Here is a 16,264-nt window from a genome sequence, read left to right on the forward strand (position 1 = left end):
AAATAAAAAAACGGTAGCAGTTATTTAAATAGTTGCTACCGTTTTACTATATTTAATTACTAGCAAATTAAAAATTTCCAAATAATTAGTAGTAAAAATCCGATAAAAAAGGGAGGAACGACTACTAAAATAAAATGACTGATCGTCTTACCAACTTCTCTTTCTTTTTTATAAGCGGGATCATTGCGATCTAATTGAAATTTCTTTAGAGAACGAGACCAAAATAGACCATTGCTAATTTTTAACATTATACTTAAAAAAAGTAAGAATGTTGTAAAAGAAAGACCAACAATTAAAAACACAGTTAAGTTGTCTAGACCAAAAAGAGCATGGTTCATGTTAATCCTCAAATGAAAGTAATTGTTCTAGTTTGTTACGGCCAATAACTTTGATTAAAAGGGGAATGCGTGGTCCGTGATCTTGGTTTAACGTTAATTGATAAAGTGCGGTAAAGAGCGCTTTTTGTGCAGTACGTTTTTCTTTTTTGTCAGTTGCAGTACTTAAGTCATAAATTTTTTGCATTAATTCTGTCTCTGTGAGAGCAGTTGTCTGAGGTAGAAGCTGGCGAAATTCTTTTATTTGTTGTTTTACCTCTGGGCTAAGTGTTTGGTATACTTTTGTATTTGGCGTTTCACAAATTGTAATCAGACGATTTTTCGCATCATTTTCAATCCAGTATTGGGCTCGTGGCAGAATATAAGCAATGGCTTCTGATGAATAGAGATTTTCTTTTTCTAATAATTTTTGGGCCAGAGTGGCGTTATTCGCAGTTAGAGATAAAATACTTACGACATGCCCAAATTCAGGATAAGTTTTTGTAAGATCAACACCAGTTAATTGTAATAATTGTTGGTTTGTTTCGTCTAAATCGCCTTTTTTAGCCTTTGATACTAAGCGTTCAAATTCTGCGTAGTTTCGCAAAACATCATCATCTAAGCCTAAATCAAACTGAGCTTTTGGCTGATATTTTCCATATAAGTAAAATACCAATTCTGGTGTATAAATAGATAATAAATCGGGCAAAGTTAAAATATTCCCTGTGGAACTGGACATTTTCTTTGTTTGCCCTTTGATATTGACAAAATCATAAGGTTGATAGATTGGCGCATGCCAATTAAAGATTTCTTTTGCAATCGCTTTTGCCACGTCGAAGCTACCATTTTTTGAAGAATGGTCTTTTCCCCCAGGTTCAAAAGCCACCTTTTCATACCGCCAGCGCATAGGCCAATCAATTTTCCAATGAAGTTTGATTCTTTGCTTTTGTCCAATCGTTTGTTGGCCAACGTGCTGACAATTTTGACATGTATAAAAAATAGTTTGTGTCGTTTCATCATAACGTGTAATTGTAGTGGTATCGTGGTAACAATTATCACAATATAAAGAGATTGGATAATAATTTTCTCGCTCAGCTTGATCGGGTTTTTCAGAACGAAAACGGCTTAAAATATCATATATCTCTTTGCGCTTACTCAGAGCTAGGGCAATTTCCTCATCGTAATTTCCACCTTCATAAGCTTGTGTTTCAAAAATAAATTCAGGTTTAATCGTCATTTTTTCTAAATCATTGCGAAATAATTGTTCAAAATAATCACCATAGGAAGTAGCTGTAGTATCTTTTTTAGGAGCTGCTACTTTTGTATAAGGCATGCCGATACTTTTGGCTGATACCCCCGTAACATTTTGGGGAATTTTGCGTAAACGATCATAATCATCCCAAGATAAAATATAACGAGGCTTGGCGCCTAAAAAAGTGAGTGCTTGAGTGACGAAATAAGTGGTAGCAATTTCACGAAAATTCCCCACGTGAATGTAACCAGAAGGACTAACGCCAGAAGCGCATGTAATCGTATTTTTTTGATCTGACTGTTGGTTGATTAATTTGTTAGCGATTTCAAAAGCCCAATGCATAAAAAAACCTCCTTGTTAAAATTTATTCAGCTATTTCTTTTAATTGTAGCATTGAATTGAAAAAAATTCCTTTTTGCTCTTTTTAAAGATTGTTTTGCAGCAGAGTAAATAAAAAACACTCAAACAGTTAACTGTTTTGAGTGTTAAATTTATACTAAGCAATGATATGCGATCTGAAGTATTCTTCAATTTTAGCTGCATCTTCTTCGGTGCGGGAGATGACAATAACCGTATCAAAGCCTGCGATGGTGGTTACTTTTTCTGGTACTTCAATATCATCGATTAAAGCACATAAGACTTGGGCGTTATCGGGAATCGTTACAATAATGGTTAAAAAATGCACCCGTTCCACTTTAACTACCACATCTTCAACCATATGGATTAGACGACGTTCTTCTTCGCGACCATCTCCATCAAAGCGGTCACCTTGAAAAATTTCAAAACGAGCGATGCCATTGTCATCAGGTGCCTTAATGATTTTTAAATCGCGAATATCACGAGAAATTGTAGCTTGAGTAGCACTTACACCATGACTTTCCAAGATATTTAGTAATTCTTCTTGGGTGCGAACGGTTTGATTGCTAATGATTTGTTTAATTAATAAATGACGGTCTGCTTTACGCATTTGTTTGCTCCTTTATCAATAAATTTGCAACCTCATCATAACAAAATACTTTATTTTATGATAGTCTTATTAATGTTTTTTTATACACTGGATGTTTTCATAATACAAATTTATGCGTAATGTAGCACTTTTATAGTAAAAGTTTGAATTATCTGTCTTTTTTAACAGAAAAATATTTCTCTGAATAATTTTCTCCGAATAATAAAAAGTAATAAAAAAATCGTCACTTTTTATATGTTGTCAAGTAACTCTTTTTTTATTTAAAAGATAAAGATTAAAAAAAGCGACTTTCAGACTTGAAACTCATCACCATTATCGGTATAATGGCTAAGGATGTGGGGAAAACCTACAGACCACAAAATCCACATCAAAAACGGATCTGAGACAGGGTGCTTTACCAAATAGTAAAGTCTGCCAAGGAGCTTGACGTTTTTGAAAGGGAAAAAACCAAATTGGAGGAAACAAAAACATGGCAGTAATCTCAATGAAACAATTGCTAGAAGCCGGCGTACACTTTGGTCACCAAACACGTCGCTGGAACCCAAAAATGAAGAAATATATCTTCACAGAACGTAATGGTATCTACATTATCGACTTGCAAAAAACAGTTAAATTAGTAGATGCAGCTTACGACTACATGAAAAACGTTGCAGAAGAAGGCGGCGTTGCATTGTTTGTTGGTACTAAAAAACAAGCACAAGAAGCAATCAAAGAAGAAGCAACTCGTGCAGGTCAATTCTATGTTAACCATCGTTGGTTAGGTGGTACTTTGACTAACTGGGAAACAATCCAAAAACGTGTTGCACGTTTGAAACAAATCAACAAAATGGAAGAAGACGGTACTTTTGAAGTACTACCTAAAAAAGAAGTTGTGGGCTTAAACAAAGAACGCGAACGTCTTGAAAAATTCTTAGGTGGTATCGCTGATATGCCTCGTATTCCAGATGTAATGTACATCGTTGACCCTCGTAAAGAACGTATTGCTGTTCAAGAAGCTCGTAAATTGAATATCCCAATCGTAGCGATGGTTGATACAAACTGTGATCCAGATGAAATCGATGTTGTAATCCCATCAAATGACGATGCGATTCGTGCCGTTAAATTAATTACAGCTAAAATGGCTGATGCATTAATCGAAGGCAACCAAGGTGAAGACCAAGTTGTTGAAGAAACTTTCGTATCAGAAGATTCTGAAGGCACAACTTCAATTGAAGAAATCGTTGACGTTGTTGAAGGCGACAACCAAGCTGAATAATTCAGTTGCATAAATTTTGACACGGAGCTGTTTCAAAGGCTAGGCGGCAAGCCTCACTCTCCTTTGAAACAGCTTTTTTTAAAGAAATGCAGGCTACCTGCAACAAACTTCGAGGAGGAACCACAAAATGGCAGATGTTACAGCTAAAATGGTTAAAGAATTACGCGACATGACTGGTGTCGGTATGATGGATGCAAAACGCGCATTAGTAGAAGTTGAAGGCAATATTGAAAAAGCCGTAGACTTATTAAGAGAAAAAGGTATGGCAAAAGCAGCTAAGAAAAATGATCGTATTGCCGCAGAAGGTTTAGCTTCTGTTGCAGTAAACGGTAACGTTGCTGCTGTTGTTGAAGTTAACTCAGAAACTGACTTCGTTTCTAAAAACGAAATGTTCCAAGATTTAGTTAAAGAAATCGCTGAATTAGTAGCTGCGAATAAACCAGCTGACATGGAAGCAGCAATGAAATTAGAAACTGCTAAAGGTACTGTTGAAGCAGCTTTAATTGAAGCAACTCAAGTTATTGGTGAAAAAATCAGCTTCCGTCGTTTTGAAGTTGTTGAAAAAGATGATAACGCAGCCTTTGGTGGCTACTTACACATGGGTGGTCGGATTGCTGTATTGACTGTTTTAGAAGGTACAACTGATGAAACAGTAGCAAAAGACGTTGCAATGCACGTTGCTGCTATCAACCCACGCTATGTTGATGAATCACAAATTCCAGCTGAAGAATTAGAACATGAAAAAAATGTTTTAACTGAACAAGCATTAAACGAAGGCAAACCAGCTAATATCGTTGAAAAAATGGTTGAAGGCCGCTTGAAGAAATTCAAAGCTGAAATTTCTTTAGTTGACCAACCATTTGTTAAAGACCCAGATATGACTGTTTCTCAATACGTTGCTTCAAAAGGCGCTACAGTGAAATCATTTGTACGTTTTGAAGTTGGCGAAGGTATCGAAAAACGTGAAGATAACTTTGTTGAAGAAGTTATGAGCCAAGTTAAAAAATAATTCTATTCAATTGAATAGTAGGGAACGCATTTTATGCGCTCCCTTTTTTTAAAGCCAGTTATAAAAAATAACGGCAAACCCTGACGACAGTATAAAGATTATCGCAATTTATGCTACAATAGTCAGTAGAAGATACGGAGGAAGCAAAATGGTTAAACCAAAATATCAACGAGTAGTCCTAAAATTAAGTGGAGAAGCATTAGCCGGTGATGAAGGCTTTGGTATTAAACCACCAACCATTAAAGAAATTGTCAAAGAAATTAAAGATGTCCATGCATTGGGTGTTGAAATGGCAATTGTAGTTGGTGGCGGTAATATTTGGCGGGGACAAATTGGTGCCCAAATGGGTATGGAACGCGCTCAAGCAGATTACATGGGAATGTTAGCTACCGTTATGAACGCTTTGGCATTACAAGATACGTTGGAAAATGAAGGCGTACCAACGCGCGTGCAAACATCCATCGAAATGCGCCAAATTGCTGAACCTTACATTCGCCGTCGAGCAGAACGCCACTTAGAAAAAGGGCGTATTGTAATTTTTGCCGGTGGTACTGGTAATCCATACTTTTCAACGGATACTACGGCTGCATTACGGGCAGCAGAAATCGATGCTGATGTCATTTTAATGGCAAAAAACAATGTTGATGGTGTTTACTCAGCAGATCCAAAATTAGATGATACTGCGGTGAAATTTGAAGAATTAACACATCTAGAAGTGATTGCAAAAGGTCTTCAAGTTATGGATTCAACTGCAAGCTCATTAAGTATGGACAATGATATTCCTTTAGTCGTCTTCAATTTAAATGAACCAGGAAATATTCGTCGTGTTATTTTGGGCGAACATATCGGCACAACAGTGAGGGGGAAGAAATAAATGGCTGATGCAACTATGACAGAAGCAAAAGAAAAAATGCAAAAAGTCGCTGAAAACTTGCAGCGTACATTAGGACAAATTCGTGCAGGTCGTGCGAACTCTGGTTTATTAGACCGAGTTTTAGTACCTTATTACGGGGTACCAACACCACTTAATCAAATGGCTTCTATTCAAACACCAGAAGCACGAGTTCTTTTAATCACACCTTTTGATAAATCAATGATTAAAGAAGTGGAAAAAGCTTTACTAACAAGTGATATCGGGATTACACCACAAAGCGATGGTACTGTAATTCGCTTAGTTTTCCCACAGCTAACAGAAGAACGCCGAAAAGAACTGGCTAAAGAAGTGAAAAAAGAAGCTGAAAATGCTAAAATTGCAGTTCGTAATGTTCGTCGCGATGCAATGGATGCTTATAAGAAACAAGAAAAAAATAGTGATATTACAGAAGATGACTTGCGCAACTTAGAAAAAGACGTGCAACAATTAACTGATGATAGCATTAAGCAGTTGGATCAAATTGCGGCAGATAAAGAAAAAGAACTTTTAGAAGTTTAATAAAAGTTTTTAGAAGGTGTGACAAAAGTCTTGTCACACCTTCTTTTTTTTGCGAATAAACGGTATGAAAAAAATAGCCTCTTTTTTTGTGGAACAATTTTAAATTAAAAGATTAATTTACCAATAAATTTTCAACTTTATAAAGGAAAAGAGTTTTTTTGTGAAACATTACTCCGAGTAAAAAAGCGCTTTTGAAATCCATTTTGTGGATAACATCCTTTAATAATTTTAAAAAGCATTCTTGCTTTTCATAGGCAAGTATTCTGATTATTGCTATAATAGGGAAGATGATTTACTTGCGAGTAAAAATAGTTAGGAGGCTTTTTTATGTGGCGTTTTTTTCCACAGAAAAATAAATACGTTCAAGAAGAAGCGGCGTTTACATTTGATCAGAATAAGGAAATTCCCAAACATATCGCAATTATTATGGACGGTAATGGTCGCTGGGCACAAAACCGTCGTTTGCCCCGTGTTGCTGGACATAAAGAAGGAATGGAAACGGTCAAAAAGATCACAAAACATGCATCTCGTTTGGGGGTAAAAGTTTTAACATTATACGCTTTTTCAACTGAAAATTGGAAACGACCAGAAGAAGAAGTAAGTTTTTTGATGCAGTTACCGGTCGACTTTTTTGATAAATTTGTCCCAGAACTAATCAAAGAAAATGTGAAAGTAAACGTAATGGGCTATATTGAATTTTTGCCTGCCCATACACAAGATGCGGTAAAACGTGCAATTGAGCAAACCAAAGATAACACTGGGATGGTACTAAACTTCGCTTTAAACTATGGCAGTCGAGCAGAAATAGTTACTGCTGTGCAAGATATTTATACAGAATTTAAAGAAAAAGATGCTAAAAAAGAAGCAATCACAGAAGAAGTGATCAGCAATCATTTGATGACAGGATTTCTACCTGCTGAATTGCAAAATCCCGAATTACTAATTCGAACAAGTGGTGAAGAACGAATTAGCAACTTTTTATTGTGGCAAATTGCCTATAGTGAATTTTTCTTTACGGATGCGTTGTGGCCAGATTTTAATGGCGAGTTGTTGGAGATGGCCATTGCCACTTTCCAAAATCGTGATCGGCGTTTTGGCGGTTTAAAAAAATAGTTAAATTTGTAAAAACAAAGGAGGAATGGTTGTGAGACAAAGAGTTATCACAGCAGTTGTCGCGCTGGCATTATTTATTCCCATTATTTATGTCGGGGGCGTAGCAATTGAAGTGACTGCAGCAGTGCTTGCTGTAGTGGCTGTTTATGAATTATTTAGAATGAAAGAACTGAACATCATTAGTTTTGAAGGAATTATTAGTGCTATTGGTGCGGTACTACTAGTATTGCCAAAAGCGCGCTGGTTTTTCTTTTTACCCGCTAATGTGGATAATTTTTCGTTGTTTTATTTAACGGTATTATTACTACTAGGGGCAGCTGTCGTTTCTAAAAACATGTACACCATCGATGAAGCTGGATTTCCAGTTTTAGTTAGTCTATATGTTGGCATGGGATTTCGCGAATTTGTTAGCGCCAGGACTGAGAGTTTAATTATTCTATTTTTTGGTTTACTAATCGTGTGGGCAACAGATATTGGAGCGTATATGGTTGGCCGCCAATATGGCAAAAATAAATTGTGGCCGGAAATTTCGCCTAATAAGACAGTGGAAGGTGCTCTAGGTGGGATTGTTTCTGCGGTAGTAGTAGCTGCGATTTATGTTTTAATTTTTCAAAGCCAGCAAGACTTTGGTCATTCTTTACCGTTAGTCCTTATCTTTACGATTATTTTTTCAATTGTGGGGCAATTTGGTGATTTGGTTGAATCGGCAATTAAGCGACATTTTGGTGTAAAAGATTCTGGTAATATTTTACCTGGCCATGGTGGTATTTTAGATCGTTTTGATAGTATGTTGTTTGTTTTTCCAATTATGCACTTATTTGGAATTTTTTAAAAAAAGTAGTCTTTAAAAGTTGGCGCTATGGCTAGCTTTTAAAGGCTTTTTTATATGAAGAATGGATGGAATTTTACAAATGTAGGAAACTTGCTAGTGGAAAAGATTTCTTGTAACGTTTTTAAGCTGCTGAAAGATTTGATTTCAAATTGATAAAAGAATAAAATGACAAAAAGCCCTAGGAAAGTTTTGTCTAGACTATTTGTATGCTAAAATAAAAAGGCACTACTTTAGGTGTGGGAAAAATAGTTTTTGGTGAAATAAAACAAAACTATGCATGAAGGGAAGACACAACATGAAGACAATTATTACGTTTATTCTCGTGTTTAGTGTAATCGTTATTATACACGAATTCGGGCATTACTTTTTTGCTAAAAGAGCTGGTATTTTGGTGCGAGAATTTGCAATTGGAATGGGACCTAAAATCTGGGGCCATCAAGGAAAAGATGGCACGACATTTACTTTACGGGCCTTACCGATTGGAGGTTACGTTCGGATGGCGGGAAATGGTGAAGATGAGGTTGAATTAACACCAGGGATGCCAGTAGGACTAGTTTTAAATGATGAAGGTAAAGTAAAGCAAATTAATACTAGTAGCAAAGTACAGTTACCCACAGCTTTTCCTTTTGAATTGGCTGAATTTGATCTAGAAGATGAGTTATTTGTATCAGGTTATCAAAATGGTGATGAAAGCCAGCAAATGCGTTATGAAGTTTTACATGATGCGACAATTATTGAATCTGATGGGGTTGAAGTGAGAATCGCACCTCGCGATGTACAATTTCAGTCTGCCAAATTATGGCAGCGGATGTTGACCAACTTTGCTGGGCCGATGAATAATTTCTTATTAGCGATTGTTTTGTTTATTGTTATTACCTTCCTTCAAGGCGGCGTAGCGATTACCAATACTAATAAAATTGGGGCAATTAGCGAGAATTCACCCGCGCAAATGGCGCAGTTAAAAGAAGGCGATTCAATTGAAAGTGTTGATGGTAAGCAGATTTCTTCTTGGGAAGATTTAACTGCTGCCATTACAAGTAGTAAAAATAAAGTCTTACATTTTACCGTTAAAAGAGGAAATGAAACATTTACGACGGAAGTTACCCCTAAAAAAGAAAATGTTGAAGGGCAAGAAGTGGTTCGGATTGGGGTGCAAGTTCCCATGGATACCAGTGTCACAGCGAAGTTAACTGGGGGTGTAAAACAAGCAGTTAACAGTTCAGTCCAATTGTTACGGGCTTTGGGTAATTTAATTGCCAAACCAGATATTAATAAATTAGGTGGGCCAGTGGCAATGTTTCAAATGTCATCAGAAGCGGCTAAACAAGGTCCTTTGACGGTCATGCTCTTAATGGCTGTTATTTCAATGAATTTAGGCGTAATGAATTTATTGCCAATCCCCGCATTGGACGGTGGGAAAATTGTGCTTAATATTATTGAAGGTCTGCGAGGGAAACCGCTAAGTCAAGAAAAAGAAGGAATTTTAACATTAATCGGTTTTGGCTTTTTGCTATTGCTGATGGTTTTAGTTACGTGGAATGATATTCAACGCTGGTTCTTTTAAAACGTAGCTTGAAAGTTTAAGAAAATAGAAAAAATACATTAAAAATGTCAAACAGTTTTCATTGTTTGGCATTTTTTTATGGGTGCAATAATTCCAAATATGGCTTATACTATTTCAGGTACCTTAGTAAATTTAATGGTTCGATTTTCAGATTAAAAATTGATTTTTTAGGTACTTATTTGCTTATTAAGCAAAATTAATTGAAGTTTATTTTGATGCTTCAAGCTTTTTATAAAAAAGGGGGAAGGTTTTTTGGCAAATGAAAATGAACGGTTTGCGATTTTATTAGAGCAAATTGATTTAGCGCCAGAAGAAAGGCAACATCCCTTATTAAAAGACGGCGAAATTACCGAAGTTGTGGTACATCGGAAATCGCGTGTCTGGGAATTCACCTTATCTTTAGCAGAAATTTTACCAGCTACATTGTATCAAAAGATTTGGCAAAAATTGCAATTAGCATTCAATGAAATTGCGAGCGTGAAATTGCATCTTAAGGTTAGTCAGGCTGATTTTAACGAAGCACTATTACAAGATTATTGGCTATTGGCTATGCAGCAAAATTGTAGTACAAAAGCAGTTGAACAAGCTGTAAAAGGACAACTTCCTTATCTAGAAGATAATAAAATTATTTTGCCGGTGGTAAATGAAGCGGTTATTTCTTATTTAACAAGTGAGTATCTACCAAAACTTGAGTTGAGTTATCAAGATTTTGGTTTTCCTAAGTTTCGGATTGAACCTCGTTTTGACGAAGCAAAAGGTGCCCAAGCCATGCAAGAAATGGCCAAAAGGCAAGAAGCGCAACATGCACAATTAATGCAACAAGCGCAAGAGAACATGGTCCTTCATGAGCAAAAGAAAAAACAAGAGAAAAATCCGGTGCTAGGACCACTTGTTTTAGGTCGCAATATTCCTAGTGATGAACCAATTACACCAATGGTCAATATAATTGAAGAAGAAAGACGGGTTACGTTTGAAGGTTTTGTTTTTGATGCAGAAGTGCGGGAATTACGGACAAAACGGAAACTTTTAACATTGAAAGTAACTGACTATACTTCTTCTTTCATCGTGAAAAAGTTTTCCAATGGTGAAAAAGATGAACAAATCTTTGAAGCATTAACAAAAGGTAAATGGCTGAAAATTCGTGGTAGTATCCAAGAAGATACTTTCCAACGCGATTTAGTCATGATTGCACAAGATATTGCCGAAGTGAAACACGAACCTCGCAAAGATTATGCACCTGAAAATGAAAAAAGGGTGGAGCTACACCTACATTCTAATATGAGTACAATGGATGCAACCAATAGTATTTCTGATTTAGTCGCCCAAGCCGGAAAATGGGGACACCGTGGGATTGCTATTACAGATCATGGTGGCGCGCAAGGTTTTCCAGATGCTTACCATGCTGGTGAAAAAGCGGGTGTCAAAATTTTGTACGGTGTTGAAGCTTATGTAGTGGATGATGGTGTACCAATTGCTTATAATCCAGCTCATGTATCGTTAACCGATGCAACCTACGTCGTATTTGACGTGGAAACAACGGGGCTATCTGCCGTCTATGATACGATTATTGAATTAGCGGCAGTGAAGATGCATAAGGGAAATGTTATTGCCTCTTTTGATGAATTTATTGATCCTGGTCACCCATTGTCAAAAACAACTGTTGATTTAACAGGGATTACTGATGAAATGGTACGGGGCTCAAAGCCAGAAAAAGAAGTGATGGCTTTATTTACTGAATTTGCCAAAGATAGTGTTTTAGTCGCCCATAATGCTTCTTTTGATATGGGATTTATTAATACTACTTATAAACGTTTGGGAATGCCGGAAGCAAAAAATCCAGTGATTGATACCTTGGAATTGGCTCGCTATTTGTATCCAGAATTTAAGCGTTTTGGTTTAGGGGTCTTAACGAAAAAATTTGGTGTTGGCTTAGAACAACATCACCGGGCAATCTATGACTCTGAAGCAACCGGACATCTGGCTTGGATTTTTGTCAAAGAAGCAATCGAAAATCATGATATGCACTATCATGAAGATTTAAACCGCCATGTTGGTGGTGAAAACTCCTTTAAAGCAGCAAGGCCATTTCATGCGACCATTTTGGCGCAGACACAAGCCGGCTTAAAAAATCTCTTTAAGTTAATTTCAATGGGAAATGTGAAATATTTCCACGGCGGTGTTCCAAGAATACCCCGCTCAGAAATTTCAAAATTACGGGAAGGCCTTTTATTGGGAACTGCTTGTGATAAAGGTGAAGTTTTTGTCGCCATGATGCAAAAAGGTGTCGAAGAAGCAAAGGAAAGAGCCAAGTTTTATGACTATATTGAAGTCATGCCAAAAGCAGTATATGCACCATTGATTGAACAAGAACTAGTCAAGAATGAAGCAGATTTAGAAGAAATTATTCGTAATTTGGTAGCGATTGGTCACAAGCTAGATAAACCGGTAGTGGCGACAGGGAATGTTCATTATTTGAACGAAGAAGATGCGATTTACCGCAAAATTTTAATTAACTCCCAAGGTGGTGCCAACCCACTAAATCGTCACAGTTTACCAGCGGTTCATTTTCGCACGACGGATGAAATGTTAACCGCCTTTCAATTTTTAGGATCAGAAGTGGCTAAAGAAATTGTCGTGGAAAATCCCAATAAACTTTTAGATTCTTGTGAAAAAGTTATTCCAGTGAAAGATAAATTATATACCCCTAAAATTCCAGGTTCAGAAGAAGAAATCACCAATTTAAGTTATAACCGCGCCAAAGAATTATACGGTGATCCGTTACCTGATATTGTTGAAAAACGCTTGGAAAAAGAGTTGAAATCGATTATTGGTAATGGTTTTTCCGTTATTTATTTGATTTCTCAAAAATTGGTGCATAAAAGTAATGAAGATGGCTACTTGGTTGGTTCCAGAGGATCAGTGGGTTCTAGTTTTGTAGCGACAATGACTGGGATTACCGAGGTAAACCCCCTAGCACCGCATTATTATTGTCCAAATTGTCAGTACTCAGAATTTTATGAAGATGGATCTTACGGTTCAGGTTTTGATATGCCGGAAAAAGCGTGTCCTAAATGTGGCACTCGCTTAAATAAAGATGGGCATGATATTCCTTTTGAAACTTTTTTAGGCTTTAAAGGCGATAAAGTGCCAGATATTGATTTGAACTTCTCCGGAGAATATCAACCTGAAGCTCACAACTATACCAAAGTGCTATTTGGTGAAGATTACGTTTATCGGGCAGGGACAATTGGTACTGTGGCCGATAAAACAGCTTATGGCTTTGTTAAAGGTTATGAACGTGATCATAATATGCAATTACGCGCAGCAGAGATTGATCGGCTCGCCCAAGGTGCTACTGGCGTGAAACGAACGACAGGTCAGCATCCGGGGGGGATTATTGTTATTCCAGATTATATGGATGTTTATGATTTTACGCCAATTCAATATCCAGCCGATGATTTAAGTGCAGAGTGGAAAACAACTCACTTTGATTTTCACTCGATTCATGACAATATCTTAAAACTGGATATCTTAGGCCATGATGATCCAACAGTAATTCGGATGCTTCAAGACTTATCTGGTATTGATCCAAAAACAATTCCGACAGATGATCCAAATGTTATGCGGATTTTTGATGGGCCTGAAGTTTTGGATGTAACAGAAGAACAAATTTATTCTCGTACTGGTACTTTAGGAATTCCTGAATTTGGGACACGTTTTGTCCGAGGGATGTTAGAAGAAACGCATCCGGCGACTTTTGCTGAATTATTACAAATTTCTGGTCTTTCTCACGGTACCGACGTTTGGTTAGGAAATGCAGAAGAATTGATTCGCCAAGGAAAAGCTACCTTAGCCGAAGTAATTGGTTGTCGGGATGACATCATGGTTTATCTAATGCATGCGGGCCTTGAAAGTGGGATGGCTTTTAAAATTATGGAAACAGTCCGTAAAGGGCAATGGAATAAAATTCCAGATGACTTAAGGGAAACCTATTTAACAGCTATGCGGGAAAATAATGTGCCGGATTGGTATATTGATTCGTGTTCTAAAATTAAATATATGTTCCCTAAAGCCCATGCGGCAGCGTATGTCTTGATGGCGTTACGGGTGGCTTATTTTAAAGTCTATTATCCAATTTTATATTATTGTGCATATTTTTCAGTGCGGGCAGATGACTTTGATTTAGTTTCTATGACGCGAGGAAAAGATGCAGTTAAAGATCGTATGAAAGAAATCACCGACAAAGGGATGGAAGCTTCCACCAAAGAAAAGAATTTATTGACGGTTTTAGAACTCGCCAATGAAATGTTAGAGCGAGGTTTGGAATTTGGTATGATTGATTTGTATAAATCAGATGCCGTCAATTTTGTCATTGAAGACAATAAGTTAATCGCACCATTTCGGGCTGTACCAAGTTTGGGAATTAACGTTGCCAAACAAATCGTAGAAGCTAGAAAAGATGGTCCTTTTCTTTCAAAAGAAGATTTGGCTAATCGTGGGAAAGTTTCTAAAACACTGATTGAATATATGTCAGAAAATGGCGTTTTAAAAGATTTACCAGATGAAAACCAACTGTCTTTATTTGATTCTATGTTCGATTAGGCACTAAAATTACAACAAATTTTGTTGTAAAAGATAAAGTTGATAGTGACAATTAACTTTTTGATTTTAGAATCTATCAATAAAATCACTAATGAAATACCGTTTATTTAAATAAGGGGCTGTGACAAGTCTTTGTTCACAGTCCTTTTCAACTATTATTTTATTTTGAAATAACGTAATAGAATTTAAAAAAATGCGTGTAAAGGAGGAGTAGGGATGTTAAAAGAAGAACGATTTAATGCTATCGTTTCTTTAGTAGATGAAAAAGGAACGATTCGCGTGGCCGACATTGTCGAGCGCTTGAATGTATCGGATATGACTGTTAGGCGAGATTTAACTGAATTAGAAGAACAAGGGCGCTTAAAGCGGGTTCACGGCGGCGCCAAAACCGTCCATACTTATCGTTACGAAGAACTATCTCATTCTGATAAACAAATTATAAACATGGCTGAAAAAAAGTTAATCGCACAAAAAGCGTTGGAATTGATAAAAGAAGAGGAAACAATTTTTTTAGGGCCGGGTACAACGATTGAAGTATTGGCTCAATTAATTCAGCATGATTCGTTACGAGTGGTGACAAATTGCCTACCTGTCTTTGAAACGCTAAGCCAGAAGCCGGGAAACTTAAAAGTCTATTTAATCGGTGGCGAGATGCGGATGCGGACACGTTCTTTTTTTGGCGAAATTGCCAATCTGTCTTTAGCTGACATGCACTTTCATAAAAGTTTTTTTAGTTGCAATGCCTTAAAGGAAGACAAAATTATGACAGCCACGATTGAAGAAGGGCAAACGCAGCTTATCGCATTGCAAAATTCTTTTGAACGTTACTTGTTGATGGATACTTCCAAAATCGATAAAGAAGATTTTTATACTTTTTATCGCTTAAAAGATGTGACTGCTGTTATAACAAACCCTGATGAATACAACAGTTCGCAAATTTTTGAAGATAAAGTTCCAGTCATAAAATAATTATCTTTTGAGTTAAAACAAACACTTTACTACTATAGAGTGTTTGTTTTTTTTGTTTTTAATGTGAGGAATAAGGAAAAACATTGTAAAAAACGCAAAAAATAAAACATTATCTACAAAATAATTGTTGATAAATGTTTGTAAATGTTTTATTATGATAGAGGAAGGTGATGAGATGCTAAAAACAAAACGCCAACAAGCGATTGTTGCATTATGTGAATTGCATGGTGTAGTTACGGTGAAGTTCATTCAAGAACAATTAAATGTTTCCGATATGACAATTCGACGTGACTTAGATGAATTGGCTTCTCAAAACTTGTTGATTCGAGTTCACGGTGGCGCCAAGAGTCTTAATTTTGAAAATGAAAAACCGACAGAATTATCCCATGGTGAAAAAAAGCAATTACACAGTCGTGAAAAAGAGTTTATTGCCAAAAAAGCCGCAGAAGCAATTCATGAAAATGATACAGTTTTTCTAGGACCGGGGACGACAATTGAATTGATGACAAAATATTTGCCTAAGAAAAAATTACGAATTATAACCAATAGTCTACCTGTATTTAACTTACTTACCACTAACGATCACTATGATTTGTATCTAATTGGTGGGGCGTATCGCAAAATTACGGGTGCTTTTGTCGGATCAATTGCCAATGAAACAATTCAAAAGCTAAGTATTCAAAAAGCTTTTGTCGGTGTTAATGGAATTATGGAAGAATTTGTCTCGACATTTAGTATAGAAGAAGGCAAATTTCAGCAACTTGTCTTAGATAAAGCCCAACAAAAGTTTCTAGTTGCCGATGCGTATAAATTTAATCAAAGTGATTTCTATAATTTTTATAACTTAAACGAGATTGATGCGCTTTATACAGATGATACAATCAGCGAAGTTGTGAAAAATCATTATGAACAGTATACAAATATCATACATTAGGAGGAAATATGATGCGTGTTG

At 36.5% G+C, this 16,264-nt stretch carries 13 protein-coding genes; 10 read left to right on the forward strand and 3 right to left on the reverse strand.

The genetic code is table 11. The features are described from left to right. Positions 1–59: 59 nt before the first annotated feature. From RU96_RS07865 to RU96_RS07875, 3 genes are all read right to left on the reverse strand, one after another. Positions 60–338 carry a hypothetical protein gene (locus RU96_RS07865; RefSeq protein ID WP_071864990.1) on the reverse strand — a complete coding sequence of 93 codons (279 nt, stop codon included), beginning with the start codon at positions 336–338 and terminating at the stop codon, positions 60–62. 1 nt (position 339) lies between these two features. Further along, entirely contained in the window at positions 340–1,908 is a 1,569-nt protein-coding gene (gene lysS, locus RU96_RS07870; protein WP_071864991.1) for a lysine--tRNA ligase, read from the reverse strand. A gap of 154 nt (positions 1,909–2,062) precedes the next feature. After that, positions 2,063–2,533: an arginine repressor gene (locus tag RU96_RS07875; protein WP_071864992.1), complete on the reverse strand. Its 471-nt coding sequence runs from the start codon at positions 2,531–2,533 to the stop codon at positions 2,063–2,065. 469 nt (positions 2,534–3,002) lie between these two features. Between RU96_RS07875 and rpsB the strand changes: the two genes are divergently transcribed. The 10 genes from rpsB to RU96_RS07925 all read left to right on the forward strand — a co-directional run bounded on the left by rpsB (position 3,003) and on the right by RU96_RS07925 (position 16,243). After that, on the forward strand, positions 3,003–3,788 hold the full coding sequence (gene rpsB / locus RU96_RS07880) for a 30S ribosomal protein S2 (RefSeq protein WP_071864993.1): 786 nt from the start codon (positions 3,003–3,005) through the stop codon (positions 3,786–3,788). A gap of 127 nt (positions 3,789–3,915) precedes the next feature. After that, complete coding sequence (tsf, locus tag RU96_RS07885; protein WP_071864994.1) at positions 3,916–4,797, forward strand: translation elongation factor Ts; 882 nt, start codon at positions 3,916–3,918, stop codon at positions 4,795–4,797. Between the two features lie 148 nt (positions 4,798–4,945). Beyond that, positions 4,946–5,671, forward strand: coding sequence for a UMP kinase (gene pyrH / locus RU96_RS07890; protein ID WP_071864995.1), 726 nt, complete (start codon positions 4,946–4,948; stop codon positions 5,669–5,671). Next, on the forward strand, positions 5,672–6,229 hold the full coding sequence (frr, locus tag RU96_RS07895; protein ID WP_071864996.1) for a ribosome recycling factor: 558 nt from the start codon (positions 5,672–5,674) through the stop codon (positions 6,227–6,229). A 327-nt stretch (positions 6,230–6,556) separates the two neighbouring features. After that, positions 6,557–7,342 (forward strand): undecaprenyl pyrophosphate synthase, encoded by a 786-nt coding sequence (uppS, locus tag RU96_RS07900; protein WP_071864997.1) that lies wholly within the window; start codon positions 6,557–6,559, stop codon positions 7,340–7,342. A gap of 31 nt (positions 7,343–7,373) precedes the next feature. Next, positions 7,374–8,174 carry a phosphatidate cytidylyltransferase gene (locus RU96_RS07905; RefSeq protein ID WP_071864998.1) on the forward strand — a complete coding sequence of 267 codons (801 nt, stop codon included), beginning with the start codon at positions 7,374–7,376 and terminating at the stop codon, positions 8,172–8,174. Positions 8,175–8,469: 295 nt separating this feature from the next. Continuing rightward, positions 8,470–9,738 carry an RIP metalloprotease RseP gene (gene rseP, locus RU96_RS07910; RefSeq protein WP_071864999.1) on the forward strand — a complete coding sequence of 423 codons (1,269 nt, stop codon included), beginning with the start codon at positions 8,470–8,472 and terminating at the stop codon, positions 9,736–9,738. A gap of 252 nt (positions 9,739–9,990) precedes the next feature. Then, a complete protein-coding gene (locus RU96_RS07915; protein WP_071865000.1) occupies positions 9,991–14,340 on the forward strand; it encodes a PolC-type DNA polymerase III in 4,350 nt (1,449 codons plus the stop codon). A gap of 216 nt (positions 14,341–14,556) precedes the next feature. Next, positions 14,557–15,309 carry a DeoR/GlpR family DNA-binding transcription regulator gene (locus RU96_RS07920; RefSeq protein WP_071865001.1) on the forward strand — a complete coding sequence of 251 codons (753 nt, stop codon included), beginning with the start codon at positions 14,557–14,559 and terminating at the stop codon, positions 15,307–15,309. Positions 15,310–15,484: 175 nt separating this feature from the next. Beyond that, positions 15,485–16,243 carry a DeoR/GlpR family DNA-binding transcription regulator gene (locus RU96_RS07925; RefSeq protein WP_071865002.1) on the forward strand — a complete coding sequence of 253 codons (759 nt, stop codon included), beginning with the start codon at positions 15,485–15,487 and terminating at the stop codon, positions 16,241–16,243. The last annotated feature ends 21 nt before the right edge of the window (positions 16,244–16,264 follow it).

The organism is Enterococcus canintestini (assembly GCF_001885735.1).
Lineage (GTDB): Bacteria > Bacillota > Bacilli > Lactobacillales > Enterococcaceae > Enterococcus_C > Enterococcus_C canintestini.